Genomic DNA, 25,745 nt, shown 5'->3' on the forward strand with positions numbered 1-25,745 from the left:
GCGGATGGGATGGAGCAACGGCCCACCGAGTTGGGCCGAGATGGAGCGGGTACTGTCCGGGCGGCCCGCGCCCGGACAACACCCCGGCGACGGCGGTGACGCCCCGGCCTGGAGCAACAGCCGCGGAGAGTACACGCCCGAACCGGTGGACCCGCCGACCGGTCCGGTCGTGCCCTACGCGGAACTGCACGCGCATTCGGCGTTCAGTTTCCTGGACGGGGCCTCGCAACCGGAGGAAATGGTCGCCGAAGCCGCGCGGCTCGGATTGTCGGCGATCGCACTCACCGATCACAACGGCTACTACGGAGTGGTGCGCTTCGCCGAAGCGGCCGCCGAACACGGGATCGCCGCCGTGTACGGGGCAGAACTCACCCTCGTGGAAACCGGCTCCCGGCACACCGATTCGGCGCCCCGCACGGGTGAACCCGATCCGGACGGCGAACATCTGCTGGTGCTGGCGCGCGGGCAGGAAGGCTATCGACGGCTGTCCCGGCAACTCGCGGCGGCGCATATGGCGGCCGGCGAGAAAGGGATCCTGCGCTACGACCTCGATACGCTCGCCGCCGCCGCGGCCGGGCACTGGCAGATACTCACCGGCTGCCGCAAAGGGCGGGTGCGGCGGGCACTGGAACAGGATCTGCGCGCCGGCTGCCGCCCCCTGCGCGCCGAGGCGGCACTGCGGGAATTGTGCGAGCGATTCGGGCCGGACCGGGTGGCCGTGGAACTCACCCGGCACGGTCTTCCGGTCGACGACGAGTGCAACACCGCGCTGGCCGCGATAGCGGAACGGGCCGGAGTGCCGGTGGTCGCGACCACCGCCGCGCATTTCGCGACCCCGGACCGCGGGCGACGCGCCGCCGCCCTGGCCGCTATCCGGGCCCGGCGCAGTCTCGACGATATCGCCGGCTGGCTCGCCCCGGCCGGCGGCGGATATCTGCGCTCGGGCACGGAGATGGCCCGGCTGTTCGCGGAATTCCCGGAAGCCGTATCGAATTCGGTGCTGCTGGCCCGCGAATGCGCGTTCGATCTGCGGCTGATAGCGCCGAGCCTGCCGCCGTTCGATGTGCCCGAGGGACACGACGAGAACTCCTGGTTGCGGGAACTGACCTATCGCGGCGCCGCCGATCGTTACGGCCCGCCACCCGCGAATCCGGCGGCCTACCGCCAGATCGAGCACGAACTCGCGATCGTCGCGCAGCTCGGTTTTCCGGGATATTTCCTGGTGGTGCACGATATCGTGCGCTTCTGCCGCGAGCACGACATCCTGTGCCAGGGGCGGGGATCGGCCGCCAACTCCGCGGTCTGCTACGCCATCGGCATCACCAATGTGGACCCGGTCGGCAACAAATTACTGTTCGAACGGTTCCTCTCCCCGGAACGCGACGGCCCGCCCGATATCGATGTCGATATCGAATCCGATCGCCGCGAAGAAGCGATCCAGTACGTCTACCGCAGATACGGTCGGGAGAACGCGGCGCAGGTAGCGAATGTGATCACCTATCGCGGGAAATCCGCGGTCCGCGACGCCGCCCGCGCACTGGGTTTCGCACCCGGCCAGCAGGACGCCTGGAGTCGTCAGGTGAGCCGATGGACGGGGGTCGGATCGGAAACCGGCACCGATATCCCCGAACCGGTATTGGCGCTGGCCGCCGATATCGAAGGTCTGCCGAGGCATCTGGGCATCCACTCCGGTGGAATGGTGATCTGCGACCGGCCCATCGCCGATGTGTGCCCGGTGGAATGGGCGCGGATGCCCGGGCGCAGTGTGCTGCAGTGGGACAAGGACGATTGCGCGGCAGCGGGACTGGTGAAATTCGACCTGCTGGGCCTGGGCATGCTGTCCGCCTTGCACTACATGATCGACCTGGTCCGTGCACACATCGGCGTGACGGTCGAACTGCACACCCTGGACCTCACCGAACCCGCCGTCTACGAGATGCTGTCCCGGGCGGATTCGGTGGGAGTCTTCCAGGTGGAATCGCGTGCGCAGATGGCGACACTGCCGCGGCTCAAACCGCGGAAATTCTTCGATCTGGTAGTCGAGGTGGCGCTGATCCGGCCCGGCCCCATCCAGGGCGGTTCGGTCCACCCGTATATCCGCCGCCGAAACGAACTGGAAGAGGTCACCTTCGATCACGAAGCGCTGCGGAATTCGCTCGAACGCACGCTCGGAGTGCCGCTGTTCCAGGAACAGCTCATGCAGATGGCAGTGGACGTCGCGGGATTCACCGCCGCCGAAGCGGATCAGCTGCGACGGGCGATGGGCTCGAAACGGTCCCCCGAGAAGATGGAACGGCTACGCGGCCGGCTGTACCAGGGAATGCGGGATCTGCACGGCATAACCGGTGAACTGGCCGAACGTATCTACGAGAAACTGCGCGCCTTCGCGAATTTCGGTTTCCCGGAGAGTCATTCGCAGAGCTTCGCATCGCTGGTGTTCTATTCCGCGTGGTTCAAACTGCACTATCCGGCGGCGTTCTGCGCCGGACTGCTGCGGGCGCAACCCATGGGGTTCTATTCACCGCAGTCACTGGTCGCCGACGCACGCCGGCACGGAGTCACGGTGCACGGCCCCGATATCAACGCCAGCGCGGCCGAGGCCACCCTGGAGCAGCGGGGCACCGAGGTGCGGCTGGGATTGGCTGCGGTGCGCGCCATCGGCGCCGACCTCGCGGACAAGATCGTGGCGGCCCGGGACGAAGCCGGGCCCTACACCTCCTTCCTCGACCTCACCGGTCGGGTGGAGATGACCGTCCCGCAAGCGGAATCCCTGGCCACGGCGGGTGCGCTCGGCTGCCTGGGTTATTCGCGGCGCGAAGCGCTGTGGGCGGCCGGAGCGGCCGCGGGCGAACGATCCGATCGGCTGCCCGGAACCGGCGCCTCGACCACCACGCCCGTGCTGCCCGGTATGAGCGAACTGGAACACGCCGCAGCGGACGTCTGGGCGACCGGGGTCTCGCCGGGCAGCTACCCCACCCAATTCCTCCGGCCGCGACTGGACGCGCTCGGAGTGATCCCGGCGGCCGGTCTGCTCTCGGTGCCCGACGGCACCCGGGTACTGGTCGGCGGGGCGGTCACCCACCGGCAGCGTCCCGCCACGGCGGCCGGGGTCACCTTCTTGAACCTGGAAGACGAAACCGGCATGGTGAACGTGGTGTGCTCGGCCGGGCTGTGGACCCGCTACCGGCGGACGGCCCAGGGCGCCTCGGCCCTGCTGATCCGCGGCCGGGTGCAGAACGCGGAAGGCGCGGTGAGCATCTACGCCGAACACCTGCGCCGCCTGGACATGCGCATCGGCTCCCGCTCCCGCGACTTCCGTTGAGCTGTATCTATTGCGCCGCCTTCGGCGTCGCGGGTCGGGGCCCTTGTCAACCCCGGTTCTTCACTCCCGCCGGTCGGTCGCTGCGCTCCCTCTCTCTGGTCGCTCCAGAACCGGGGCGGGCCCCGACCGTGAATGCTGGCCATCCGGAAGCAGGAATTGCGGAAGCAAGTGTTGCAGACTCGGCTGGACCGCTGCGAAACGGTGCCGACTCGGCGCGGGCCTTCAGACGACTCGGTGCGGGCCCTCGGACAAAAAGACAAGGAGGAGCCTGCTCGTGAAGGTCTGTGTTTATTTGCGCCGCCTTCGGCGTCGCGGGTCGGGGCCCTCGTTAACCCCGGTTCTTCACTCCCGCCGGTCGGTCGCTGCGCTCCCTCTCTCTGGTCGCTCCAGAACCGGGGCGGGCCCCGACTGTGTTTGTTTGCGCCGCCTTCGGCGTCGCGGTTCGGGGCCCTTGTCAACCCCGGTTCTTCACTCCCGGCGGTCGGTCGCTGCGCTCCCTCTCTCTGGTCGCTCCAGAACCGGGGCGGGCCCCGACCATGAATGCTGACCATCCGGAAAGAGCAGCGACCTGCGGATGCGAGTTCTGCGAACCTCGGAGGGGACCACTGGGGAAACGGCCTGTGTTTCAGGCGCGCCGAAAACACGAGCATTCGGGTTACTGATCCCGAAATCGACCATTACGCTGCCAGCATGCGAAAGCTCGGCGTGTTGTTCGTGGTTGTGTGCGGATCGGTTCTGCTCGCCGGATGCGGGGACGATTCCCGCTCCGCCTCGGGGGATCACTCGATGTCCTTCGAGGGCGGCGCACCCGCTCCCGCCACCGCCCCGGGTATCCGGGTCCAGAAGGCGCCGAGCCGCGAACAGGCTCCCTCGCCCGCGCCGGATACCGCCGACCAGGCCATCGCCCGCAAGGAAGTCGTCACCGGCACTGTCGATCTCACCGCCGCCGACCCTGTCGCCGCCGCGCAGACCCTCGCCGACCGGGTGTCCGATCTCGACGGTCGGATCGATCAGCGCACCGAGAATCCCGGCACCGCCGACACCGAACCGCACGCCGATCTCATCATTCGCATCCCCGCCGCCGATACCGACGCGTTCATCGACGGTCTCGCCGATCTCGGCGAACTGACCCAGATCAGCACCAACCGTGACGATGTCACTCTGCAGTGGCAGGATCTCGACGCCCGCATCACCGCCCTGCGTGCTTCGGTGGACCGGCTCCGCGATCTCATGGCCCGGGCCGTGAACACCGCCGATCTGATCGCCGCCGAGGGAGCTCTCGCCGACCGGCAGGCCGAACTCGACAGCCTGACCGGGCAGCGCCGCTACCTCGACGACCAGATCTCCCTGTCCACCTTGACCATCGATATCAGCAGCCCGGCCGAGGTCACCGGCGACACCGGCCCGTCCAACTTCTGGGACGGCATCGTGGACGGCTGGAATTCGCTGTTCGACTGGCTGCAGGACGCGGTCGTGTTCGTGGGCCGGGCGCTGCCGTGGCTGGCGTTTCTCGCGATCCTGGGGGCAATCGTGGGGGCGGTCGTCGGACTGTTCCGCCGTCGCGCCTCGCGGGGTGCGGGATCCGAGAACAAGACCGTGGCGGCCGGCGACGAGTCTCCTGGGGCCAGGTATGCAACCGTGCGCGCCGGAGACACGTCCGTGAACGCCGGGAACACGACCGCTGACGCCGAGGACACGACCGCTGACGCCGAGGACACGACCGCGAGCGCCGTCAGCGAGCCTGTGCAGAAGGAGAGCAAGTCTGTGGAGACGGAGAGCGAGCCCGCAGGGTCCGGTGCCGAATCGGCAGGCGAGCCGGACGGGCCGGCCGCCGACCAGCACTGAGCCGTGCCCACCACGGTTCACGCGGTGATCGAGCCGAACAGCCGGAAAGGCCCGCTGGTCGGCACTCTGCCGACGACGCCCTGCGGCTGTGGGTGGCGAGCATCGCGCCGCGGTCAGACCGCGCCCGGGAACCCGTGCTGCCGCCACGCCTCGTACACCGCGACCGAGGCCGCGTTGGCCAGATTCATCGACCGCCGCCCCGGCAGCATCGGGATGCGCACCTCGCCGCTGATGTGCTCGTCGGCGAGTACGTGCGCGGGCAGCCCGGAGGGTTCCGCGCCGAACAACAACACGTCGCCGGGCAAGTAGGAGATCTCCGTCATGGAGGTGGTGGCCCGGGTGGTGAACGCGAACACCCGCTCGGGCCGCAACAGCTCCCACGCCGTGGGCAGGTCGGGGTGCACGGTCACCGAGGCGAGGTCGTGATAGTCCAGCCCCGCCCGGCGCAGCTTGGCCTCCGACATGTCGAAGCCCAGCGGTTCGATCAGATGCAGCTCACTGCCGGTCCCGGCGGCGAGCCGAATGGCATTGCCGGTATTGCCCGGTATGCGAGGCTCATGGAACATCAATCGGAACACAGCGGACCAGTCAATCAGGTGCCCGAAGAGGCGCGGTCACCGACCGACGGCTTGAATACCACGTTCCTCGCGTAGTAGTTCTTCCGACCGTTCAGCGAGATTGCGTTCGGCGTGCATGACACCGGCGAAAGAGAGATGCCGACGTCGTTTGCCCGCCGGTTCGCCCGCTGCTTCCTCCGGTGGGTCGGTGACGACCAGTTGCAACGCGACGGCCTGCAGGGCCCGCGCCTGGTCCGGCGTACCGTAGGCCCGCCCACTCTGCACCGATCCCCGGTTGATGGTCGAATGGGCTGTCCGATTGGTTCCGGAGGGAGAAATATGGCCGTGCTGCAAGGCCAAGGGGGTTCAGGCGACGACGCGTCCGGAGTGGGCGGTCCCGGCGGCGGCCCGGAGGAACTGAGCCGTCAGCTGGCGAATCGACATATCCAGCTGATCGCGATCGGCGGAGCCATCGGCACCGGCCTGTTCATGGGGTCGGGTAAGACGATCTCGCTGGCCGGTCCCTCGGTGATCCTCGTCTACATGATCATCGGCTTCTTCCTCTTCTTCGTCATGCGGGCGATGGGGGAGTTGCTGCTGTCGAACTCCGGGTACAAATCGTTCAGTGATTTCGCCGGTGACCTGCTCGGCCCGTGGGCCGGGTTCTTCACCGGCTGGACCTACTGGTTCTGCTGGGTGGTCACCGGTATCGCCGATGTGGTGGCGATCGCCGGATACGTCTCGTACTGGTGGGCGGACCTGCCGCTGTGGATTCCCGCGCTGGTCTGCATCGCCGTCCTGCTGGTGCTGAACCTGCCGACGGTGAAGGCGTTCGGTGAGACCGAGTTCTGGTTCGCGCTGATCAAGGTGATCGCCATCGGCGCGCTGATCGTGACCGGTCTGGTCATGGTGATCACCGGCTTCACCGGCGATAACGGGAGCACGGCCGCGCTGGCCAACTTGTGGAACGACGGCGGTTTCTTCCCGACCGGACCCATGGGATTCGTGGCCGGCTTCCAGATCGCGGTCTTCGCCTTCGTCGGCATCGAACTGGTGGGTACCACCGCCGCCGAGGCCAAGGAGCCGCAGCGCACGCTGCCCCGCGCGATCAACTCGATCCCGGTCCGGGTGCTGCTGTTCTACGTCGGTGCGCTGATCGTGATCTGCGCGGTGACCCCGTGGCGGGAGGTGTCGGCCGATGCCAGCCCGTTCGTGGCGATGTTCTCGCTGGCCGGGCTCGGCATCGCGGCGAGCGTGGTCAATTTCGTCGTGTTGACCAGCGCCACCTCCAGCGCGAACTCGGGTATCTACTCGACCTCGCGGATGGTGTACGGCCTGGCCGGTGACGGTGACGCTCCCGCGTTGTTCGGGAAGCTGTCCCCGCGCCGCGTCCCGGCCAACGCGCTGCGCTTCTCGTGCGCGTTCCTGCTGATCGGGGTGGTGCTGCTCTACGCCGGGCAGTCGATCGTCGAGGCTTTCACGGTGGTCACCACCATCTCGTCGCTGTGCTTCATGTTCGTGTGGACGATGATCCTGGTCAGCTATCTGGTCTACCGGAAGCGCCGGCCGCAGCTGCATGCCGCGTCGACGTTCAAACTCCCCGGTGGAGTCCCGATGGTCTGGGCGGTGCTCGCGTTCTTCGTGTTCCTGGTCTGGGCGCTCACCCAGGAGACCGACACATTGCAGGCCCTGCTGGTGACCCCGATCTGGTTCGCTGTGCTGGGCATCGCCTACCTGGTGGTGCGGCGCAGCCCGCATCATGAGGCATTGCGCGCCCAGCACCGGGACAAGGTGCAAGCCGAACTGGCCGCGCTGCGCTGATCGGATCGGTTCCGTCCCGGGCGGCGCCGTCAGCGCCGACGCGTAGCCGGCCTCGCGGTGTCGTCCGGGACCAGCGCTACCGGGGCGGGCAGGATCTGGAACAATCGCCACCGTGACCGACGCCGAGACTACGACCGCCGACGATCCCGGCACCGGCAGCCGTTGGGCCGGTTTCCTCCGCTGCCACCTGCCGATGGTCGTGGTGGCCGTGGTGGTGCTGATCGCGGTGGTCTTCGTCGCTCAGGACCGCTGGCGCCGTGGCGCGTTGTTCTTCGGCGGCGCGACTCTGATCGCGGCTGCGTTCCGGTTGTGCCTGCCGACCGTGCGGGTCGGTCTGCTCGCGGTGCGCAGCAGGCCGTTCGATGTCGGCGCGCTGACGCTGCTGGGCGGCTCGATCGTGTTCCTCGCGGCGACCATCAACACCCTCGGCGTGGGCTGACCGCGCTGCCGCGACGGTGGTGGTGCGGCGTCAGTGGTCGGCGCGGGCCAGGTTCATCGTCTGGGTGAGCAATTTTCCGATCGCCGCGGCCTCGGTGAGGAACGCGTCGTGGCCGTCCCGGGAGGCGATGACCTCGAAATGCCGGCAGCCGGGCAGTCCCTCGGCCAGTTCCCGCTGTGTGTGCAGGGGGTACAGGCGGTCGGAATCGATACCGCCCACGATGCACGGCACCGCGGTGGAGCTCATCGCCGCATCGACACCACCGCGGCCGCGGCCGATGTCGTGCCGGTTCATCGCCTCGCTCAGCAGCACATAGGTGGCCGGGTCGAAACGCCGGCTCAGCTTCTCGGCCTGGTATTCCAGGTAGCTCTGCACCGCGTACCGGCCGCCGTCCCAGGGGTCCTCACCGTCCTGCGGACTGTTCGCGAACCGGCTGTCCAGTTCGACCTCGGTGCGGTAGGTGAGATGGGCGATCCGCCGCGCGATGCCCATACCGGCCCGCGGAACCCGGCCGGTGCCGTGGTAGTCGCCGCCCTGCCAGTCCGGGTCGCTGGTGATCGCCGCGATCTGGGTGGTCTGGGTGCCGATCTGGTCGGCGGTGGCGCGCGCGCCGACCGCGAGGATCAACGCGGCGGCCAGACGCTCGGGTGCGAGCAGCATCCACTCCAGTACGCGCATGCCGCCCATGGACCCGCCGATCGCTGCGGACAGGCGGTCGATACCGAGCACGTCGAACAGCTTCAGCTCGGCGTTCACCTGGTCGCGGATCGAGATGTCGGGAAACCGTGAGCCCCACGTCGCGCCGTCCGGCGCCCGGGACGCCGGACCGGTGCTGCCCTGGCAGCCGCCGAGCACATTGGTCGCGACGACGCACCATTCGTCGGTGTCGATCGGCGCTCCCGGCCCGACCATCCCGTTCCACCACCCGGGTTGCGGATGGTCGGCGTCGGCCCGGCCCATGACATGCGAGTCCCCGGTCAACGCGTGCTCGATCAGCACCACATTGTCCAGGGCGGGTGACAGCTCCCCCCAGCGCTGTACCGCCAGCCGGACCTCCGGCAGCCGGGCGCCGTTCTCCAGGGTCAGACCGCCGATATCGATGACGCCGAGAGTGCCGTCGGGTGGTGGTAACTGCGCCACCGACCGGGTCGTGGTTCGTTCGGTGCCCACCTTCACGCGATGATTTCCGTCGCGCCTACCGGGTTGCGTCGTGATACCCGGAGCGTATGAATCGCCGCCGAGGACCCGGCTGGGCGAGAAACGGCGCCGCCGACGGCGACCATCGGTCTGCGGCCGGTCGCTCGGACATCGGTCGGGCCGGGGGTACTGCCATCGGTCATATCGTGCTCCAGAGAATGGGGGGTTTCTCGTCGAATCGTGAGAACGCCGCGATCACCGCGGCCGGAAACCGGCACAATCGATGACCTCCTGACGTGCGCTTGCTCCCGGCTTTCGGGGGCCCGGTCATCACCCGGAGCACCCCACCGCATCAGGAGGGTTGCCGTCCAGCGAGCCGGGGCTTGGCGCTGGCGCTCATGACCTGCTCAACATGGTAGCGGGGCGGTCGCGAGGGATAGAAATCGGTATATGCCGGTACCGGGTAATCTTGTGGCGCGGTTCACCGTGTGAGATCTCACCACCGGGGCTGGCTGCACCGCGGGACCACCCCAAGCAGTACGCTCGTCTTGGTTACACCAGACGTCTCGTGGACAACGCGAGATGTATACGTTGTCTGTTGGACAGCTGGGGTCCGCTCACAAGCGTGTTCGCCTGGCCGTGCAATGAGGGCACCAGTCTTAGGAGGACACGAAGATCCATGTCCAAGATCAAGGTTGAAGGTACCGTCGTAGAACTCGACGGCGACGAGATGACTCGGATCATCTGGCAGTTCATCAAGGACAAGCTGATCCACCCGTACCTCGACGTGAACCTCGAGTACTACGACCTCGGCATCGAGTACCGCGACAAAACCGACGACCAGGTGACCGTCGACGCCGCCAATGCCATCAAAGAGCACGGCGTGGGCGTCAAATGCGCGACGATCACCCCGGACGAGGCCCGCGTCGAAGAGTTCGGTCTCAAGAAGATGTGGCGTTCACCCAACGGCACCATCCGCAACATTCTCGGCGGCACCATCTTCCGTGCGCCGATCATCATCTCCAACGTTCCACGCCTGGTCCCCGGCTGGACCAAGCCGATCATCATCGGCCGCCACGCCTTCGGCGACCAGTACCGCGCCACCGACTTCAAGGTCTTCGAGGCCGGCACCGTCACCCTCACCTTCACCCCGGAGGACGGCAGCGAGCCGATCGTGCACGAGGTCGTGCAGATGCCGGAAGACGGCGGCGTCGTGATGGGCATGTACAACTTCAAGAAGTCCATCGAGGACTTCGCCCGCGCCTCGTTCAACTACGGGCTGCAGCAGAACTACCCCGTCTACATGTCGACGAAGAACACCATCCTGAAGGCCTACGACGGCATGTTCAAGGACACCTTCGAGGAAGTCTTCGAGGCCGAGTTCAAGACCCAGTTCGAAGCGGCCGGTCTCACCTACGAGCACCGGCTGATCGACGATATGGTCGCCTCCTCCATGAAATGGGAGGGCGGCTACGTCTGGGCCTGCAAGAACTACGACGGCGACGTGCAGTCCGATACGGTCGCGCAGGGCTTCGGCTCGCTCGGTCTGATGACCTCGGTGCTGCTCACCCCGGACGGCCGGACCTGTGAGGCCGAGGCCGCGCACGGCACGGTCACCCGGCACTTCCGCCAACACCAGCAGGGCAAGCCGACCTCGACCAACCCGATCGCGTCGATCTTCGCCTGGACCCGCGGCCTCGAACACCGGGGCAAGCTGGACAACACCCCCGAGGTGATCGGTTTCTCGCAGACGCTCGAGGATGTCGTCATCAAGACGGTCGAAGGCGGTCAGATGACCAAGGACCTCGCGGCGCTGGTCGGTGGGGATCAGGGTTACCTGACCACCGAGGAGTTCCTCGCGGCGCTCGACGCGAACCTGGCGCGCGCGCTGAAATAGTCGCGCCGCTTCGGCATCGTGGGGTCCGGCCCGCGGCGTCGCCTTTCAGCTCTCGGGACCGCGGCTCCGCCGCCCGCTCCGAGGGGTGACGGGCGACGCGTCCGAGACCGTGTGGCCTCGCGCTCAGGAAATGCGCTCCGGCGCTTTCCTGTGTGCGAGGCTCGTCCTCGGGTGCGGTTGCTCAACAGTCGATGGGCCGCCGCGCGGCCGCTGCCGCAATCGGTCGATACAGATACCCAGCGGATTGCCGATCATTGTGGCTTCGGCGTCCTCGTCGATCCGCGCCCGCCGATTCGGCACCGTAACCGGTATCCCGGCGGCCGACTGCCGACGCTTTTCCCGTCTCCGGGAATTGTGTCCTGCATAGTCGTCGAACCCGCGTCGGTTGTGTGCCTCAGTAGCCCTTCGGATCTCGTTTCGGATCGGCCTGCTGTACCTCTTGCTGGAGATTGCTGCCGTCCGCGGTCACGCCGTAGACGTCCATCACATAATTCATGCTCGCCGCGACATTCGCGACGGGGTCGTAAATATTGCTCGACGTACCGGCGACGTGATAAGCCTCGAAAGTCGCCGGGATGGTGTGGGTCAGGCCACGCGAACTCTGTCCCTTGGCGGCGTTATCGTCCCAATTATTGATGGAGTTGGGATCGTTGCTGGACTCTCGCTCGATCAATACGAGATATCCGTTCTTCCATTTCTCCCGCGCCTCCGGGTCCTGAATTCCCAGCGCGTCCAGTGCGCCCTCGATAGCCGCGTCCACAGTCGAGTTGCCGGTGTAGCGGGCGTAGTCCTCGTCCGTGGCCGTGCCCGCGTATTGGGAGTCGCCACCGCCCGAGCTCGCGTACGACGCCGGTGAGTATCCACCGGGCGACGTGTATCCTGCGCCGGGCCCCGGGGACGGCGTGCTGGTGTCGATCTGGCGCGCCTGCTCGTCGACCTGGTCCAGCGCGGTCTCCATTTCGCCGTAGACGTTGTCCACTGTATCGAGTACGAGTCCGGACAGGCCGAACTCGGTGGTGCTCGATATGAGTCCGTCCTCGTTCAGTGGATAGACGCGTTCCAACTCTGTTTTGAGGTCGTTCACGTCCTGCTTGATGGCTCCGAAAGCGGCGCTGGACGTGTTGTACGTGGTATTGGCCGTGAGGTTCACTTCATCGTGCTGTTTTTCCAGATCTTTCCGCACGCCATCGATATCTGACGCCTTTGTCTCGTATTGCTCGGCCATTACGGAATGGTCGCTCGACTTGACGAGTCCCTCTTTGTTGAACATATCGAGCATGTTCTCGGTTTTTTCGGCTTTGTCGGCGTTACCGGTGGCCAGGAGGTCGGCGCAGTTCTGAATGGCTTGATCGGCGGCGGCGACGACGGCCCGCAACCACAACCTCGCACCCGCGGGTGGTTCGAGTTCTACTTCCCAGTAGCCTTTGGGCTTCATCGGGGTCCGTCGCCGCGTAGCATGCCCTCCAGTATCGCGTCTTCGGCTGTGTCCGCTCACCAGGACCGGGAAGTCGGGACCGCCGGCCGGTGGGCCGATATCGGCCGGTGGAGCCGTTCCGCGGTGGCCGGGTGCTCGTTGCGGCATCGAGCCGTGTCGCCGGGATCGCCACAGCGAGTGGCAGGGCTGCCTACTGGCGAACGATTACTGCCATACACTCGGCTCGTGACCGCACACACCGTCGCGCTGGCCGTGTCCCCTGGCTATCTGCATCCGTGGGATCTCTACGAACTGGGTGTCGCCGTCTCGATCTTCGGCACTGCGCAACCCGATCTCGCCGATAACTGGTACACGCTGCAGGTCTGCTCGGTGACCGCCGAACCGCGCACTCACGAAATGGGTTTCGGTACCTTCCTGCGGGCCGAGCACGGTCGCGCCGAACTGCTCGCCGCCGATACCGTCATCGTGCCGTCGGTGGCGCACGACCACGTCGCCACGGGTCACCCGATCCCCGCCGAACTGGTCGAAGTCCTGGCCGCGGCACACGCCGGCGGGGCCCGCATGGTGGGGTTGTGTGACGGGATCTTCGCGCTGGCGGCGGCGGGAATCCTCACCGGGCGCCGGGTCGCCGCGCACTGGGAGCACGCGGCGGCGATCGCCGAGCGCTATCCGGGCGTCGTCGTCGACGACTCTGTTCTCTACGTCGACGACGGGGACGTCCTCACCAGCGCCGGGATGACAGCCGCCGTGGATCTGTGCCTGCACCTGGTCCGCAATGATCTCGGCGCCACCGTCGCCAACCGGTTGGCCCGCCGGATGGTGATCCCGCCGCACCGCTCGGGCGGACAGGCGCAATTCGTGGAGTTGGCGGTACCCGCCCGCGGCGAGGACGATCTCGGGCAGGTTCTGCAGTGGGCGACCGCGAACCTGGAGCAGCCGCTCACCGTCGAGGTGCTCGCGACCGAGGCGAAGATGAGTCCGCGCACGTTGCACCGCAGGATGCGGGAGACCACCGGTGTCACTCCGATGCGGTGGTTGCTCAATCAGCGGCTCGCTCATGCGCAGTCGCTGCTGGAGTCGACCGATCTCGGAATCGAGCGGATCGCCGAGCGGACCGGGCTGGGCACGGCGACCAATCTGCGCCGCCACTTCGGTGCGATCATCGGCGTGACACCGGCCGAGTACCGGCGCACCTTCCGTGTCCATGAGCCCCATCCGGCCTGATCGGCTCGGCGAGTGCTGGTCGGATCGCGGGCAACGGTCGGGGTCCGCGAAAGCCCGGGATCGCACGTTCGTCCAGGTCGCCGCCATGGGCCTGCCGTCTTCGGCGGCCGCCGGAGCGCCCGCGGGTCGAGTAGACCCTCGGTCGGGTGGTCCTCCTCGATGGTGGATCTCCGAGCCGGGGAAGGGTGCCGGGCCCGAGTTCGGCGAGCGGGATTTCGCTGGATTCCAGCGCGGTGCGCGAAGAGCTGGCAGGGTGTCGACAAGGTGGGTGCGGCAGAGCGCTCGCTCGGTGGTTTACGCCGTAATACAGCTGGTGATACCGGAGGACGACGATGTTCGAATGGTCCGATACCGACCTGATGGTCCGCGACGCGGTGCGGACGTTCATCGATAAGGAAGTGCGTCCCAACCTGGACGCGCTGGACAGCGGGGAGATGCTGCCCTATCCGATCCTGCGCAAGCTCTACGCGGATTTCGGTATCGGCGCCCTGGCCGAGGAGAGCCTGAACAAGCAGTTGGCCGCCAAGCGGGCGGCCGCGGAAGGAGGCGAGAAGCCGGCCGCGGAGGGCAAGGACCGGTCCGGCGGCGCATTCGACCAGCAGTCGATGATGGCTGTGGTGACCAGCGAACTCTCCGGTGTCTGCATGGGACTGTGCAGTTCACTCGGGGTGAGCACCGGGCTCGGGGGCGCCACCATCCTGTCCCGCGGCACCCTCGCCCAGCAGGAACGCTGGGTGCCCGATATCTTCAGCCTCCGCACGATCGCCTGCTGGGCGATCACCGAACCGGATTCGGGGTCCGACGCGTTCGGCGGGATGAAGACCTGTGTCCGCCGAGACGGCGACGAGTACATCCTCAACGGCCAGAAGACGTTCATCACCAACGGGCCGTTCGCCGACACCCTGGTGGTCTACGCGAAACTGGACGAGGGCGACGGGACCCCGGCCCGCGACCGCAAAGTACTCACCTTCGTGCTCGACAAGGACATGCCGGGTCTCACCCAGGGCAAACCGTTCAAGAAGATGGGCCTGCACGCCTCACCGACCGGGGAACTGTTCTTCGACAACATCCGGCTCGGCCGCGACCGCCTGCTCGGCGAAACCGAGGAGCACCGCGGCGGCGACGGACGGGAGAGCGCCCGGTCCAGTTTCGTGGCCGAACGGGTCGGCATCGGGTTCATGGCTCTCGGCGTGATCAACGAATGCCTGCGACTGTGCACCGACTATGCCCGCAACCGCAGACTGTGGGGTCAGGAGATCGGCCGGTTCCAGCTCATCCAGCTCAAACTGGCGAAGATGGAGGTCGCCCGGATCAACGTGCAGAACATGGTCTTCAACATCATCGAACGCGGGAAGGCCGGAAAACCGCTGAGTCTTTCGGAGGCCTCGGCGGTGAAGTTGTATTCGTCGGAGGTCGCGACCGAGGTGGCGATGGAGGCGGTGCAGCTGTTCGGCGGCAACGGGTACATGTCGGAATACCGGGTCGAGCAGCTGGCCCGGGACGCGAAATCACTGATGATCTACGCGGGCAGCAACGAGATCCAGGTGACCCATGTGGCGAAGGGGATCCTCGGCGGCTGAGGGCGCGCCGTCCGGAGCGGGTGCGATCGCCCGGCCCGCTCCGGAGCGAGCCGTCGTCAGACCGCTCGCAGATGATCTCGGCTGGCGTAGATGTGTTCGGCGATGAGATTCGCGACCCGCTCGGGATCCTCCAGCATGGGTACATGGCCCGCTCGGTTCAGCATGATCCGATCCGCCCCGGCGGGTAGTTCGCGCAGGAACCTCCGGCCGTGCACGGCCGGAGGGAGGACGCGATCGGAATCGGCGAGGATCAACCGGATCGGGGTCGTCAGGTCCGACATATCCGCCAACGACGGTCCGCGAAGGGTTCCCAAGGTCAGGTCGGTCAGCGCCGGACAGTGCAGTGCCGCCAGGATCACGGCCGAGACCTCCGCGGGCGGCACCGCCCGGGTGTTCTTCGTCAGCAGATGGGCCATGGCCCACCGGACGATTCGGCTCCGCACCGGCGAATCGCCCAGCCGGCGGGCGATCTCGAGGATCGGGATCATCGGCATGATCTTCGCTCCCGCGAGGATCTGCGTCGGGGACGGGGTTTTCCAGCCGCCGGCCGGCGCGATGGCAGTGAGAGTGCGGGCCCGGCCACGGCGCGCCAATTCGAAGCCGAGCCAGCCGCCCAGCGAGTTGCCGGCGATATGGCAGGTGCGCCAACCGAGATCGTCGAGCTGGGCTTCGAGATGGTCGGCGAGGGTGTGGGCCGAATAGCGGTCCCGCACGAATTCCGGTCCGCCCCAGTGCCCGGCGAGAGCGGGCGCGAAGACCTCGCAGCGGGCGGCCAGCCGCACGGCGGTTCGCTCCCAACAATGCGGCGAGAGCATCACACCGTGGAGTAACAGCAGCGGAGCGCCCGATCCGAGATGCAGAGCCGCGACCGGCTCCGGTGGTGTGGCTGCGGAGGTGCCTGACATCGGTGTCGTCACCCCTTCCTGGCATGTGGCGGTGACACGTCATTGTACGGTCGGTTCGTGCCGTACATCCTCTCCACCGTCAACGTCAACGGCGTCCGGGCCGCCGCCGGCAAAGGTCTGCTGGCCTGGCTGGCCCGGACCGAGGCCGATATCGTCTGCCTCCAGGAAACGCGGGCCGACGACGCCCAGGTCGCGGCCGCGCTCGCGCCGGCGCTGGAGCAGGGCTGGGAGCTGGCGCACGCCGAACCCGGGTCGAAGGGCCGGGCGGGGGTCGGAGTGCTGTCCCGGCGGCCGATGCGATCGGTGCGGATCGGTGTCGACCCGGACAGCGAATTCATCGCGACGGGGCGGTATATCGAGGTCGAGTTCGACGAGGTCACCGTGGCGAGCGTGTATGTCCATACCGGCGAGGCGGATACGCCCCGGCAGGCCGAGAAGTACCGGTTCCTAGACGAACTCGCCGCCCGGATGGCCACCCGCACCGGTGCTTTCGTCATCGCGGGGGACTGGAATATCGCGCACACCGAACGAGACCTGAAGAACTGGAAGGGCAATCTGAAGAAGTCCGGGTTCCTGCCTGCCGAACGGGCCTGGCTGGACCGGCAGCTGGCCGCCGGATATGTGGATGTGGTGCGCGGTCTGCACCCGGAGGGGGATGGTCCGTTCAGCTGGTGGTCCTATCGTGGGCGCGCGTTCGACACCGACACCGGGTGGCGGATCGATTACCAGCTGGCGACACCGGCGGCCGCCGAGCGGGCGAAGCAGGCGGTGGCCGAGCGTGCCGCGACCTATGCGCAACGGTGGTCCGACCACGCTCCGGTGACCGTCCAGTATCGATGAAGGGGAAGCGCGTGCGTGCGAAAGTTCTGAAGATCCTCTCGGCAGTGGGCGCCGTCGTGGTGGCGATCGTGATCGCGCTGCTGAGTACCCAGGGTGGCGAGGACGGGAGTGCCGCCGTCGCGGCGCCGGTATCGGGGACAGCCGTCACTTCCACGACGATCACCGGAAAGCCTGCTCCGGGCCGGACAACCGCGACCGACGCTCCGGTGGTCTCGAAGGTTTCCGGGGTGCCCGACCGGGCGTACACGACGCTCGCCGAGATCGACGCGGGGCGCTGGCCGGATTCGGCGAACGCACCCGGAACCAAGGGCGGGATCACGTTCGGAAACCGTGAGGGTAGGCTGCCTGCCGCGGACGGTTCGGGTAAGACGATCCGATACCAGGAGTGGGATGTGAACCCGAAGAAACAGGGACAGTCCCGCGACGCCGAACGGATCGTCACCGGTAGCGACGGTTCGGCCTGGTACACCGGCGACCACTACGACACTTTCACGAGGATGCGCTGATGCCCGAACCCGTCGAACTCGGCGATTTCCTGGCCCTTCCGCTCTACACCGACATCATCGCCTACGAGGGGCCCTTCCCCGCCATCGCGGCGGCGGACGTGGACGCGGCGGAGTTCAGCCGGGTCCGCTTCGAGGCGCCGGCCGAGTATCAGGTGCGCGAGCTGCGGGGCAGCCGGATGCGGACGTTGTCCGCGCTGTTCGACGAGTTCGCCGCCGCGCTGCAGTTCCCGTACTACTTCCGGCCGAACAAGGACTCGTTCGACGAATGCCTGTTCGACCTCGAGGAACTGCTGGGGGAGGCGCCGGGCTATGTCGTGGCCGTCCGCGACGCGGAGCAGTTGCTCGCGGACGCGCCCGAGGAACGCGAATGGTTCGACACCGTGGTCGGCGAATACGCGCAGTTCTGGGTGACGCGCGAGGTGGTGTTCCGGGTGGTGCTGCAGGGCGCCCCGGACGGGTTGACCCCTGTGCCCGTCCAGCTGTAACCGGCGAATAGATGCTGGCGTGCTTCGGTGGCAGCGGACGTGCACGGCGTGGGCGGAATCAGTCGCCGCGCCGCGCGAAATCCTCACCCAATAGCACGAAGACATCGGTGGTGTATTCGATCAGCTTCTCGCGGCTGATCGGCAGATCCCCGCGCACCCAGCCGGTCAGGGTCTGCACCAGCCCACCCACCAGGTAGGTCGCCCGGAAATCGATCACCGGGTCGGGCGCGGGATCGGTGACCCCGTAGAACTCGATCCCCTGGCTGGCCACCAGCCGGGCGAACACGCGAATGGTTTCGGTGGTCCGCGCCCGCAGTTCCGGCGTCGCCATCGCGGCGACCATGGTGACCTCGGTCTTGCGGGGGTCGTCGGTGAGCAGCTGAATACCCGCGGTGATCGCGGCGTGCGCCTTGGCCCGGGAGTCCTTGCCGGCGGTCTGCAGGGCGGCGGCGATCGCGACCACCAGTTCCTCGGCGATCCCGTCGATCAGCGCGGTGAGCACATCGTCGCGGCCGGCGAAGCTCTCGTAGTAATACCGCTCGTTGAGACCTGCCTCGGTGCACATCCCGGACACGGTGAGCTTGCTCGAGCCCTGCGTGCCGATGATTTCCAACGCCGCGTCGAGCAATGCGGAACGTCGCTGGGCGCGCCGTTCCTCCGCCGACATCCCGCCATAGGTGCGCTGCGCTGCCATCCGTCGATGATCGCAGTGTGCCGGCCGAACCCGTGCATGGGGGAGCCTTACAGTTTCCCGCATGGTGTCAGTGGTTGCCCACGGCGCGCGGTGTTTCCTCGGTTCGGCGTGCGCACCGGTCACCTGCGATTTCTTCGCGATCCGCGGAACCTGCCCTGGCAACCGCGCGTCAAAGACCTGTGACAGAGCAACTTCCGGTTCTGTACGGCTTCACAGGAGCCGATAGCGGGGAGTACGGGGATCGAGCAGCTTCCGCTGCTCTTCAACAGGGGTGACGATTATGCGTTCCAGGGATCGAAGAACGAAGTCCGATGATTTGCTCCGATCGTTCAGCGAACCAGTTCGGCAGGCGGCGGGCTCGCCGGCCGCGTACGCGGTGAAGCCCGCTGCGGATCGGACGAGGCCGCCGTGGACCGCTGCCGGGCCCCGGCAAGGTTTTACCGTCGGTCTCCAGAGATTCTTGCTGGTAGCGATCGTGGCGGCCTGTGCGCTGGTCGGTTCTCTCTCGGCTCCGGGTACAGCTGATGCGAGCCCGCCGACCTGCCTCGATTATCAGATCGGCACCGGGTACGGGACGATCGAATCGGAGGTGAGGCCCTACAACGGTGACCCCATCGGCTACTACACATGGTGGTGGTTCATCACCGACCTGAGTCATCGGCCGGGAGAATATGAATGGCAGTTGTTCGTCAACGGCTCACCTGTCACGAAAATTCAGCAACAGAACAAAGACGACATGCTGCATTTCGGCCAGCCCCGCTATATCAACGGGAAGAACATCTACAACAGCGGTGACGTTCTGCACGTCGATGCGCTGCACACCGCCCCTGATGGGACGATCTACATCACGCCACTGAATCAATGTGTGGTGCCGTGACGAAGCTGCCAGGATGCAGAGATGGATGTTGACGAAGCAGTTCGCGGGGCGCGTCTACTCGCTTCCGACATCGAGCGTTCCCTCGGTGTCACAGTCGAGATCAGCACGGAATACCAGGGCTCCTGGCCGACGCTGCGTGACCTGCTGGGCCGTCCCGAGCCGAGCGGGTGGGTGCGGATCAGTGTCCCCGAGGCGGGCACCAGCGCGGCGCTCGATCCCACCGAACCCGGCAGCGTCACCGCCGAGGGGTTCGCGATGGAGTTGGCGCAGATCATCCAGGGCGATATCCAGATGCACCTGCGGGAGCCGTGGCCGCGGGACCCGGCGGCGTCGCGCACAACCGATTTGAAGCCGACGGAGCGCGGTTGGCAGAGCCACGCCGATACCTCTTACCTGGTTCCCTACGGCCGACTGGGCTCGACCAGCGCGGACGAGTAGATGCTCGGGGCCGTTTCCGGTCCGGCTCATCGGTAGTCCTGCGGGTCCAGGATCGGTGGGTGAAGTCCCTTGTCGACGACTCCGATGCCGATCCATGGGCAAGGCCGGTAGCTGTGCGGTCCGATACGCCCGGCCTGGATCGGCGCGAACACGTGGCATCCGCCGGGGCAGCCGATCGAGGACATCGGGCCCCATGGTCTTCCGCCGCGCAGGACAATGCGCAATTGGCGGGTGGTGATGAAGGGACGGCATCCGCACCTGGGCGCGGTGGTGTGGACGCGGACGCCGATCCAGGGGCAGAGACCGGGCACATTGCGGAAGTGCGGTGCGATCTGCCCGTCGGTGACGGGTGCGCCGCGCAGACAGTGCAGTGATTCGGGGCAGCGGACCACCAGTTCGCTGTCGGCGTGGCGAGTGATCATGAGTGCGGTGATCGGGACCCAGGGTTGTGCATGCCGCAGGCACTCGGAGTCAGTGCGCATCCCGCGACTCCGGGTGGGCGGCGCGGTATCGGGCGATGATGCCATCTATTTCGTGTTGTGGCCGAAAGGGCTGCTCGCTGCTGATCTGGCTGCGCAGGCCTTCGGCGACACGCACAAGAACTTGCACAGTTCTTGCACAGCGGATGTGCAGAACCAGCGCAGGCGGGTAGCACATTCTCCGAAGGCATCCGCAACGGAAGGGCTGCGAGTGACGTTCGACAGCGGCACCATCCGGGAGATCGAAGCGCCGGATGGCCGAACGCAGATCGCCCAGCACGGCCTCATCAGCTCGCTTTATCGTTGCACTGCCCAGTACCTCGTCGAGGGTTGTGCCCATGGCCTGGGCAAGGGACGCCGCAACTCCCTGGCTCAACGTCCGATCCCCGATCTCGATCTTGCTGAGCAACGACACAGAAATGCCGGCTCGGCGCGCCGCCTGGGCGAATTGGATGGTCCGTCTTGCCAGAATTAGGCAACTGGTGGATGCTATTGCCAGATGCGTCGGGTGCGCAGTGCTCGATGTGGAGCTGGACCAGGAGGCTGCCATGGCCGTGGACACCGGATACTTCTCCGACGATTCGATGATCCGGCGGGTGATGCGCAAGCGCGCGGTCGGCCTGACCTACGGGCTGCGCGCCCTGGTGATCGGCGCGGTCAACCCGCTGCTGTACGTGGGAACGGCCGAATCCACCCAGCACCGGGACACGCCCTACACCCGGCTGGCGCTCACCGGGAAGCTGTTCGAGGCCGTGTTCTTCGGGACCCGGGCCGAAGCCGACCGGGCGCTGGAGTTCACCGGCAAGAAGCACGCGAAGGTGGTGGGGCGGCTGCCGGAGGACGCAGGGGCGCGGCACCCGGCGGGTACGGCCTACTCGGCCTACGACCCGCATCTGAGCTTCATGACCATGGCGTTCACCTTCGAATCGGCCGAGGTCATGTACGACCTGCTGGTCCACCGGCTCAGCGATACCGAGCGTGAGGACCTCTACCAGGACTACGTGCGCTGGGGCGAGCTGTTCGGGATGCCGCGCCGGGCCGCGCCCGCGGACTACCAGACGTTCCGCGCGTACTTCGACAGCTACCTCGCCTCCGGAGAGCTGTTCCTCACCGACGAGGCGCGCAAGGTGGGCAATTATCTGTGCGGGCACGAGGTCCCCTACCCGCAACGCCCGCCGGCGCGACAGGTCAGTTCGGCGTACTACCTGCTGGTGCAGGGCAGTCTGCCGGCGCGGATCCGCCGGATGTACGGGATCGACTGGAAGCGTACCGACGAGCTCGCCTATCGCGGGCTGGCGGTATCGGTGCGGAACGCGCACGGTGTGCCGTCGATACTGGTACCGCGGCCGGTGAAAACCGCGTTGAACGGACCGAGCGCGCCGGTGTACCGGCTGATCACCGAGCAGGAGCAGCGCCTCGCCCGCGACGGGAAGCGCAGTATGCCCGGAATCGATCCGCGCAAGTGGGCGGAGCGAAATTCGGCTTGAACCGCATGCGAAAATCGGGGCATGTCCAGTCCTGCCCAGACCCCGGCCGCCGGGGAGCGTAGACAACGGGTGCTCTCCGGTATCCAGCCGACCAGTGCCTCGTTCCACCTCGGGAACTATCTCGGTGCTCTGCAGTACTGGGTCACCATGCAGGACGATTACGACGCGCTGTACTTCATCCCCAATATGCACGCGATCACGGTCGCGCAGGATCCGAAGGAACTGCGGCACCGCACCCGGGCCGCCGCGGCGCAGCTGCTCGCCCTGGGCATCGACCCGCAGCGGTCCACCCTGTTCGTGCAGTCGCAGGTGCCCGAGCACGCCGAACTGACCTGGGTGCTGAACTGCATCACCGGGTTCGGCGAGGCGAGCCGGATGACGCAGTTCAAGGACAAATCGGTGAAGCAGGGCGCCGAGAACACCACCGTCGGCCTGTTCACCTATCCGGTGCTGATGGCCGCCGATATCCTGCTGTACCGGCCGAATCAGGTGCCGGTGGGGGAGGATCAGCGCCAGCATCTGGAGCTCACCCGCAACCTCGCCCAACGGTTCAATACGCGGTTCAAGAAAACCTTCGTGGTGCCGGAGGCCCATATCGTGAAGGGCACCGCGAAGATCTACGACCTGCAGGACCCGACCGCGAAGATGAGCAAATCGGCCAGCTCGGACGCGGGCCTGATCAACCTCCTCGACGACCCCAAGGTGACGGCGAAGAAGGTGCGCTCGGCGGTCACCGACACCGAACGCGAGATCCGCTACGACGTGGACGCGAAACCGGGTGTCAGCAACCTGCTGGTGATCCTGTCCGCGCTCACCGAGACCCCGATCGTGACGCTGGAGAAGGATTACGCGGGCCGCGGCTACGGAGATCTGAAAGCCGACGTCGCCGACGCACTGACCGGATTTGTCACGCCATTGCGTGCGAAAGTGGAAGAGTACATGGCGGATCAGGGTGAACTCGATCGCATTCTCGCCACGGGAGCCGAGCGTGCGCGCGAGATCGCCGGCAACACTCTCGCACAGGTTTACGACCGGGTCGGTTTCCTGACTCGCTGACACCGGTCGCTCAGCCGTGCGCGTGGCGATGAGGGGCGCGAACCGTGCAGGTGATCGACAATGGCAAAGCCGCCGTCCAGCGCATGATCGGACGGCGGCCCTGGCTCGACCATATGGTGCGGGCGGGCGGTAGATATCAGAGCCAGGGCGGTGACTACTTCGCCGCGGGGATCACGTATTTCACTGTGCTGTCGCTGTTCCCGCTGTTGATGATCGCCTTCGCGATCGCCGGTTTCGTCCTCGCGGGCAATGCCGAACTGCTGGGTGAACTGCAGGACAAGGTCGTCGAGAACATTCCCGGCGAGATGGGTGATCAGCTCAACGACCTGATCGATTCCGCGGTGCGCTCCCGCGGGACCGTGGGTGTGCTGGGTCTGCTCACCGGACTGTATTCGGGACTCGGCTGGATGGCGAACCTGCGCAAGGCGCTGACCGAGCAGTGGGAGCAGCCCTCCGGCGGGGACAACTGGCTGCGCACGAAGCTGTCGGATCTGGGTGCGCTGCTGGGGCTTTTCCTGGCGCTGGTGGTCTCGCTGGGGCTTTCGGCGCTGGCCTCCAGCCGGCTCGGGGTGCAACTGCTCGAACGGCTGGGGCTCGAGGAGATGCCCGGGGTGCGATGGCTGCTGTGGCTGCTGTCCACCGTGCTCGCGCTGGCCGCGTCGTGGGCGCTGTTCGCCTGGATCATCGCCCGGTTGCCGCGGGAACCGGTCACCCTGCGCAGTGCGGCCAGGGCCGCGGCGCTGGCCGCACTGGCATTCGAGGTTTTCAAGAACATCGCCGGTTTCTATATGCGGTCGGTGCTGAGCAGTCCGGCGGGCGCGGCCTTCGGATCCGTGATCGGCATCATGGTGTTCAGTTACGTGGTGTACCGGATCATCCTGTTCGCCACCGCCTGGGCGGCGACCGCGCGGGAGAACGAGCAGTTGCTCTCGGTGCCGGTACCCGGGCCGGCGGTGATCCGGCCGCGAATACAGACCGCCGCGCGGCCGGGGGCGGGGACCGCGGCGGCGTTGTTCGGTGCGGGTGCCCTCGTCGCGCTGGGAATCACGCGTCGGCGCGGGCGTCGGCGCGAATAGTTGTTCCCACGGCAGTCGGATTTGGGCGGGCCGGCACTCCAGGCCGCGGACGCGGGCGGGGGTATACGCGGGGGCTCACCGACCGGCTCGGACTGCGATATGCTGGCGAATTGACGCAGGGTGAATTATTGCTTTCGGGAATCCGAACGCGCTGTCGCGCAAGCACATATCGATTTTCGTGAATCCGGCCGAATACGGATGTTTCAGTTCGAAATGACGGATGTTCGGCTGTCACTCCCTCCCTTATGGTCCGAACCACGGCAGCCGATACCGGAGATGGACCGGGTACGAAGCATTCGCACGCTGCCGGTAGAGGAGGACCGGTGGAATCCGTGGCATCGACCCGGTGCCCTGTACTGGCGGCAGTGCGCAGAATCGCCTGTGCGGGGCGGTGTATCCATTGGCCGTCGCGGTAATCGACAAGCGGAGACCGCTATCGTTTCCCGCGGAAGTGTGGATCATCTCCATCACCACCTTCCTGAGTAGATCCGTGGGTTTCCTGGCGCTGTTCTCCACGCTGTTCTACAAATCCATGGGGCTGAGCGCCTCGGCGCTCTCCCTGGCGTTGTTCTCGGCCGGTTTCGCCGGCGTGCTCGGATCGGTCGCCGGTGGATGGTTCGCCACCCGGTTCGGATCGACCGATGTGCTCATCGCCGGTTCCGTGCTCAATGCGCCGCTGCTGTACCTGCTCGGAATGTCGGCCGCGGACCCCGTGCCGGCGATCGCGCTGGCGTCGTTCAGCGTCGCGCTGACGCAGTCGTTCTCCGGGCCGGCGGCGGCCTTGGTCACGGGGTCGAGCTACGAGGGCAACACCGTGACAGTGGTCGCCTTTCACCGCATCTTCCTCAGCAGTGGCGTCACGATCGCTCCGATCGCGGTGGCGGCGGTGGGAGAGAACAACTTCCCGATGCTGTTCTCCCTGTCCGCGCTCGGGTCGCTGGGTACCGCCGCGTTCCTGCTGACCGAGCGCCCGCGGCTCCGTGCCGCCGAGTCGCGCGCGGCGGTCCGGGAGCACGCGGTATCGACGACGGATCTCGCCGCCGATCTCGCCCCGGCCGCCGAATACGGCGGCTCCCGCACGTCCCGGCTCTGGGCAGTCGTCATCGTCTTCGGGACGGCGATGGGAATCTATGCGCAGAGTATGAGCGGGATCCCGCTGTCGGTCGAGCGGATATCCGACGGCGGGAAGCTCTACAGTCTGCTGCTCGTCGTCAATTCGATTTTCATTATCTTCTTCGAGTTGCCGATAAGTTCCGTGACGGCAAAGCTGAAATGGAATTATGCGCTGGGGCTCGGCATATTCGTCGCCGGTCTCGGGCTCGCCGTATGCGGTGCGGGAGCCAGCTGGACCATATGTATTTTCGGCTTCGTGCTGTTCTCTTTGGGGGAGGCGATCTTCATCCCGCAGGCGAGCGCGTCGATAGCGAATATATCGACCCCGTCGGAAAACCCCAGGTATCAGGGATATCTTTCGGCCGCCCAGTCGATCGGGTTCGCGGTGGGGCCGGGAATCGGAGCTTTCGGGGCCCTGCACGACAGTGCGCTGTACTGGACGCTCGTCATCCAGATCTCGTTCGCCGCGGGCGCGGTGGCGGTAGTGGCAGGAATGGCCAAGGATAGGAGTCCGGATCGTGTCGGATAATTC

Annotated in this window: 24 protein-coding genes and 1 riboswitch; of the genes, 16 read left to right on the top strand and 8 right to left on the bottom strand. The window is 66.6% G+C overall.

All coding sequences use genetic code 11. From position 1 onward, the window contains the following. The first annotated feature begins 4 nt into the window (after positions 1-4). Both OG804_RS26605 and OG804_RS26610 read left to right on the top strand, forming a co-directional pair. The gene (locus OG804_RS26605) at positions 5-3,322 is read left to right on the top strand and encodes an error-prone DNA polymerase (RefSeq protein ID WP_328391025.1); all 3,318 of its coding nucleotides are present in this window, start codon (positions 5-7) and stop codon (positions 3,320-3,322) included. Positions 3,323-4,012: 690 nt separating this feature from the next. Continuing rightward, on the top strand, positions 4,013-5,167 hold the full coding sequence (locus OG804_RS26610; RefSeq protein ID WP_328391027.1) for a DUF4349 domain-containing protein: 1,155 nt from the start codon (positions 4,013-4,015) through the stop codon (positions 5,165-5,167). Between the two features lie 113 nt (positions 5,168-5,280). Here the strand turns inward: OG804_RS26610 and OG804_RS26615 are convergent, their stop codons facing one another. After that, entirely contained in the window at positions 5,281-5,745 is a 465-nt protein-coding gene (locus OG804_RS26615; RefSeq protein ID WP_328391030.1) for a tRNA (cytidine(34)-2'-O)-methyltransferase, read from the bottom strand. Between the two features lie 36 nt (positions 5,746-5,781). Further along, positions 5,782-6,009 carry a hypothetical protein gene (locus OG804_RS26620; protein ID WP_328391032.1) on the bottom strand — a complete coding sequence of 76 codons (228 nt, stop codon included), beginning with the start codon at positions 6,007-6,009 and terminating at the stop codon, positions 5,782-5,784. 54 nt (positions 6,010-6,063) lie between these two features. On the opposite strand from OG804_RS26620, the gene cycA reads away from it, so the two are divergent. Continuing rightward, positions 6,064-7,545: a D-serine/D-alanine/glycine transporter gene (cycA, locus tag OG804_RS26625; protein ID WP_328391034.1), complete on the top strand. Its 1,482-nt coding sequence runs from the start codon at positions 6,064-6,066 to the stop codon at positions 7,543-7,545. A 193-nt stretch (positions 7,546-7,738) separates the two neighbouring features. Next, entirely contained in the window at positions 7,739-7,984 is a 246-nt protein-coding gene (locus OG804_RS26630) for a DUF3017 domain-containing protein (protein WP_328398765.1), read from the top strand. Between the two features lie 30 nt (positions 7,985-8,014). Here OG804_RS26630 and metX read toward each other — a convergent pair whose 3' ends face one another. Next, positions 8,015-9,160: a homoserine O-acetyltransferase MetX gene (gene metX / locus OG804_RS26635; RefSeq protein WP_328391036.1), complete on the bottom strand. Its 1,146-nt coding sequence runs from the start codon at positions 9,158-9,160 to the stop codon at positions 8,015-8,017. Positions 9,161-9,414: 254 nt separating this feature from the next. Continuing rightward, a riboswitch (SAM riboswitch) is annotated at positions 9,415-9,525 on the bottom strand. 275 nt (positions 9,526-9,800) lie between these two features. Between metX and OG804_RS26640 the strand changes: the two genes are divergently transcribed. Beyond that, the gene (locus tag OG804_RS26640; RefSeq protein WP_328391038.1) at positions 9,801-11,018 is read left to right on the top strand and encodes an NADP-dependent isocitrate dehydrogenase; all 1,218 of its coding nucleotides are present in this window, start codon (positions 9,801-9,803) and stop codon (positions 11,016-11,018) included. Between the two features lie 394 nt (positions 11,019-11,412). Here the strand turns inward: OG804_RS26640 and OG804_RS26645 are convergent, their stop codons facing one another. Further along, positions 11,413-12,453 (bottom strand): transglycosylase SLT domain-containing protein, encoded by a 1,041-nt coding sequence (locus OG804_RS26645; protein WP_328391040.1) that lies wholly within the window; start codon positions 12,451-12,453, stop codon positions 11,413-11,415. A 225-nt stretch (positions 12,454-12,678) separates the two neighbouring features. Between OG804_RS26645 and OG804_RS26650 the strand changes: the two genes are divergently transcribed. Together OG804_RS26650 and OG804_RS26655 are read left to right on the top strand one after the other, a co-directional pair. After that, the gene (locus OG804_RS26650) at positions 12,679-13,677 is read left to right on the top strand and encodes a helix-turn-helix domain-containing protein (RefSeq protein ID WP_328391042.1); all 999 of its coding nucleotides are present in this window, start codon (positions 12,679-12,681) and stop codon (positions 13,675-13,677) included. 332 nt (positions 13,678-14,009) lie between these two features. After that, a complete protein-coding gene (locus tag OG804_RS26655; RefSeq protein ID WP_328391044.1) occupies positions 14,010-15,257 on the top strand; it encodes an acyl-CoA dehydrogenase family protein in 1,248 nt (415 codons plus the stop codon). A 56-nt stretch (positions 15,258-15,313) separates the two neighbouring features. On the opposite strand, the gene OG804_RS26660 is transcribed toward OG804_RS26655, so the two are convergent. Next, entirely contained in the window at positions 15,314-16,162 is an 849-nt protein-coding gene (locus OG804_RS26660; protein ID WP_328391046.1) for an alpha/beta fold hydrolase, read from the bottom strand. Between the two features lie 57 nt (positions 16,163-16,219). Here OG804_RS26660 and OG804_RS26665 point away from each other — a divergent pair, with 57 nt between their 5' ends. From OG804_RS26665 to OG804_RS26675, 3 genes are read left to right on the top strand one after another with little or no spacing between them, the layout of a single operon-like run. Then, positions 16,220-17,002, top strand: coding sequence for an exodeoxyribonuclease III (locus tag OG804_RS26665; protein WP_328391048.1), 783 nt, complete (start codon positions 16,220-16,222; stop codon positions 17,000-17,002). A gap of 11 nt (positions 17,003-17,013) precedes the next feature. Further along, complete coding sequence (locus tag OG804_RS26670; RefSeq protein WP_442941641.1) at positions 17,014-17,508, top strand: ribonuclease domain-containing protein; 495 nt, start codon at positions 17,014-17,016, stop codon at positions 17,506-17,508. Then, positions 17,508-17,993 (top strand): barstar family protein, encoded by a 486-nt coding sequence (locus OG804_RS26675; protein ID WP_328391052.1) that lies wholly within the window; start codon positions 17,508-17,510, stop codon positions 17,991-17,993. The genes OG804_RS26670 and OG804_RS26675 overlap by 1 nt, the downstream gene beginning before the upstream one ends. 58 nt (positions 17,994-18,051) lie before the next feature. Here the strand turns inward: OG804_RS26675 and OG804_RS26680 are convergent, their stop codons facing one another. Continuing rightward, a complete protein-coding gene (locus OG804_RS26680) occupies positions 18,052-18,687 on the bottom strand; it encodes a TetR/AcrR family transcriptional regulator (RefSeq protein ID WP_328391054.1) in 636 nt (211 codons plus the stop codon). Positions 18,688-19,147: 460 nt separating this feature from the next. On the opposite strand from OG804_RS26680, the gene OG804_RS26685 reads away from it, so the two are divergent. Together OG804_RS26685 and OG804_RS26690 are read left to right on the top strand one after the other, a co-directional pair. Continuing rightward, positions 19,148-19,564 carry a hypothetical protein gene (locus OG804_RS26685; protein WP_328391056.1) on the top strand — a complete coding sequence of 139 codons (417 nt, stop codon included), beginning with the start codon at positions 19,148-19,150 and terminating at the stop codon, positions 19,562-19,564. A 21-nt stretch (positions 19,565-19,585) separates the two neighbouring features. After that, entirely contained in the window at positions 19,586-20,002 is a 417-nt protein-coding gene (locus OG804_RS26690) for a hypothetical protein (RefSeq protein ID WP_328391058.1), read from the top strand. 26 nt (positions 20,003-20,028) lie between these two features. On the opposite strand, the gene OG804_RS26695 is transcribed toward OG804_RS26690, so the two are convergent. Together OG804_RS26695 and OG804_RS32425 are read right to left on the bottom strand one after the other, a co-directional pair. After that, positions 20,029-20,484 carry a hypothetical protein gene (locus tag OG804_RS26695; RefSeq protein ID WP_328391060.1) on the bottom strand — a complete coding sequence of 152 codons (456 nt, stop codon included), beginning with the start codon at positions 20,482-20,484 and terminating at the stop codon, positions 20,029-20,031. Beyond that, positions 20,474-21,031 (bottom strand): helix-turn-helix domain-containing protein, encoded by a 558-nt coding sequence (locus tag OG804_RS32425; protein WP_442941642.1) that lies wholly within the window; start codon positions 21,029-21,031, stop codon positions 20,474-20,476. The genes OG804_RS26695 and OG804_RS32425 overlap by 11 nt, the downstream gene beginning before the upstream one ends. Here OG804_RS32425 and OG804_RS26705 point away from each other — a divergent pair. The 4 genes from OG804_RS26705 (at position 20,997) to OG804_RS26720 (ending at position 25,742) form a co-directional block, all read left to right on the top strand. Beyond that, a complete protein-coding gene (locus tag OG804_RS26705; protein ID WP_328391064.1) occupies positions 20,997-21,968 on the top strand; it encodes an oxygenase MpaB family protein in 972 nt (323 codons plus the stop codon). The two genes, OG804_RS32425 and OG804_RS26705, sit on opposite strands and share 35 nt — an antisense overlap. Positions 21,969-21,989: 21 nt before the next feature. Next, the gene (trpS, locus tag OG804_RS26710; protein WP_328391066.1) at positions 21,990-23,024 is read left to right on the top strand and encodes a tryptophan--tRNA ligase; all 1,035 of its coding nucleotides are present in this window, start codon (positions 21,990-21,992) and stop codon (positions 23,022-23,024) included. A 44-nt stretch (positions 23,025-23,068) separates the two neighbouring features. Further along, positions 23,069-24,100: an inner membrane protein YhjD gene (yhjD, locus tag OG804_RS26715; protein ID WP_328391068.1), complete on the top strand. Its 1,032-nt coding sequence runs from the start codon at positions 23,069-23,071 to the stop codon at positions 24,098-24,100. Positions 24,101-24,500: 400 nt separating this feature from the next. Further along, on the top strand, positions 24,501-25,742 hold the full coding sequence (locus OG804_RS26720; RefSeq protein WP_328391070.1) for an MFS transporter: 1,242 nt from the start codon (positions 24,501-24,503) through the stop codon (positions 25,740-25,742). Positions 25,743-25,745 lie beyond the last annotated feature (3 nt).

The sequence above is a fragment of the Nocardia sp. NBC_00416 genome, from assembly GCF_036032445.1.
Taxonomy (GTDB): domain Bacteria; phylum Actinomycetota; class Actinomycetes; order Mycobacteriales; family Mycobacteriaceae; genus Nocardia.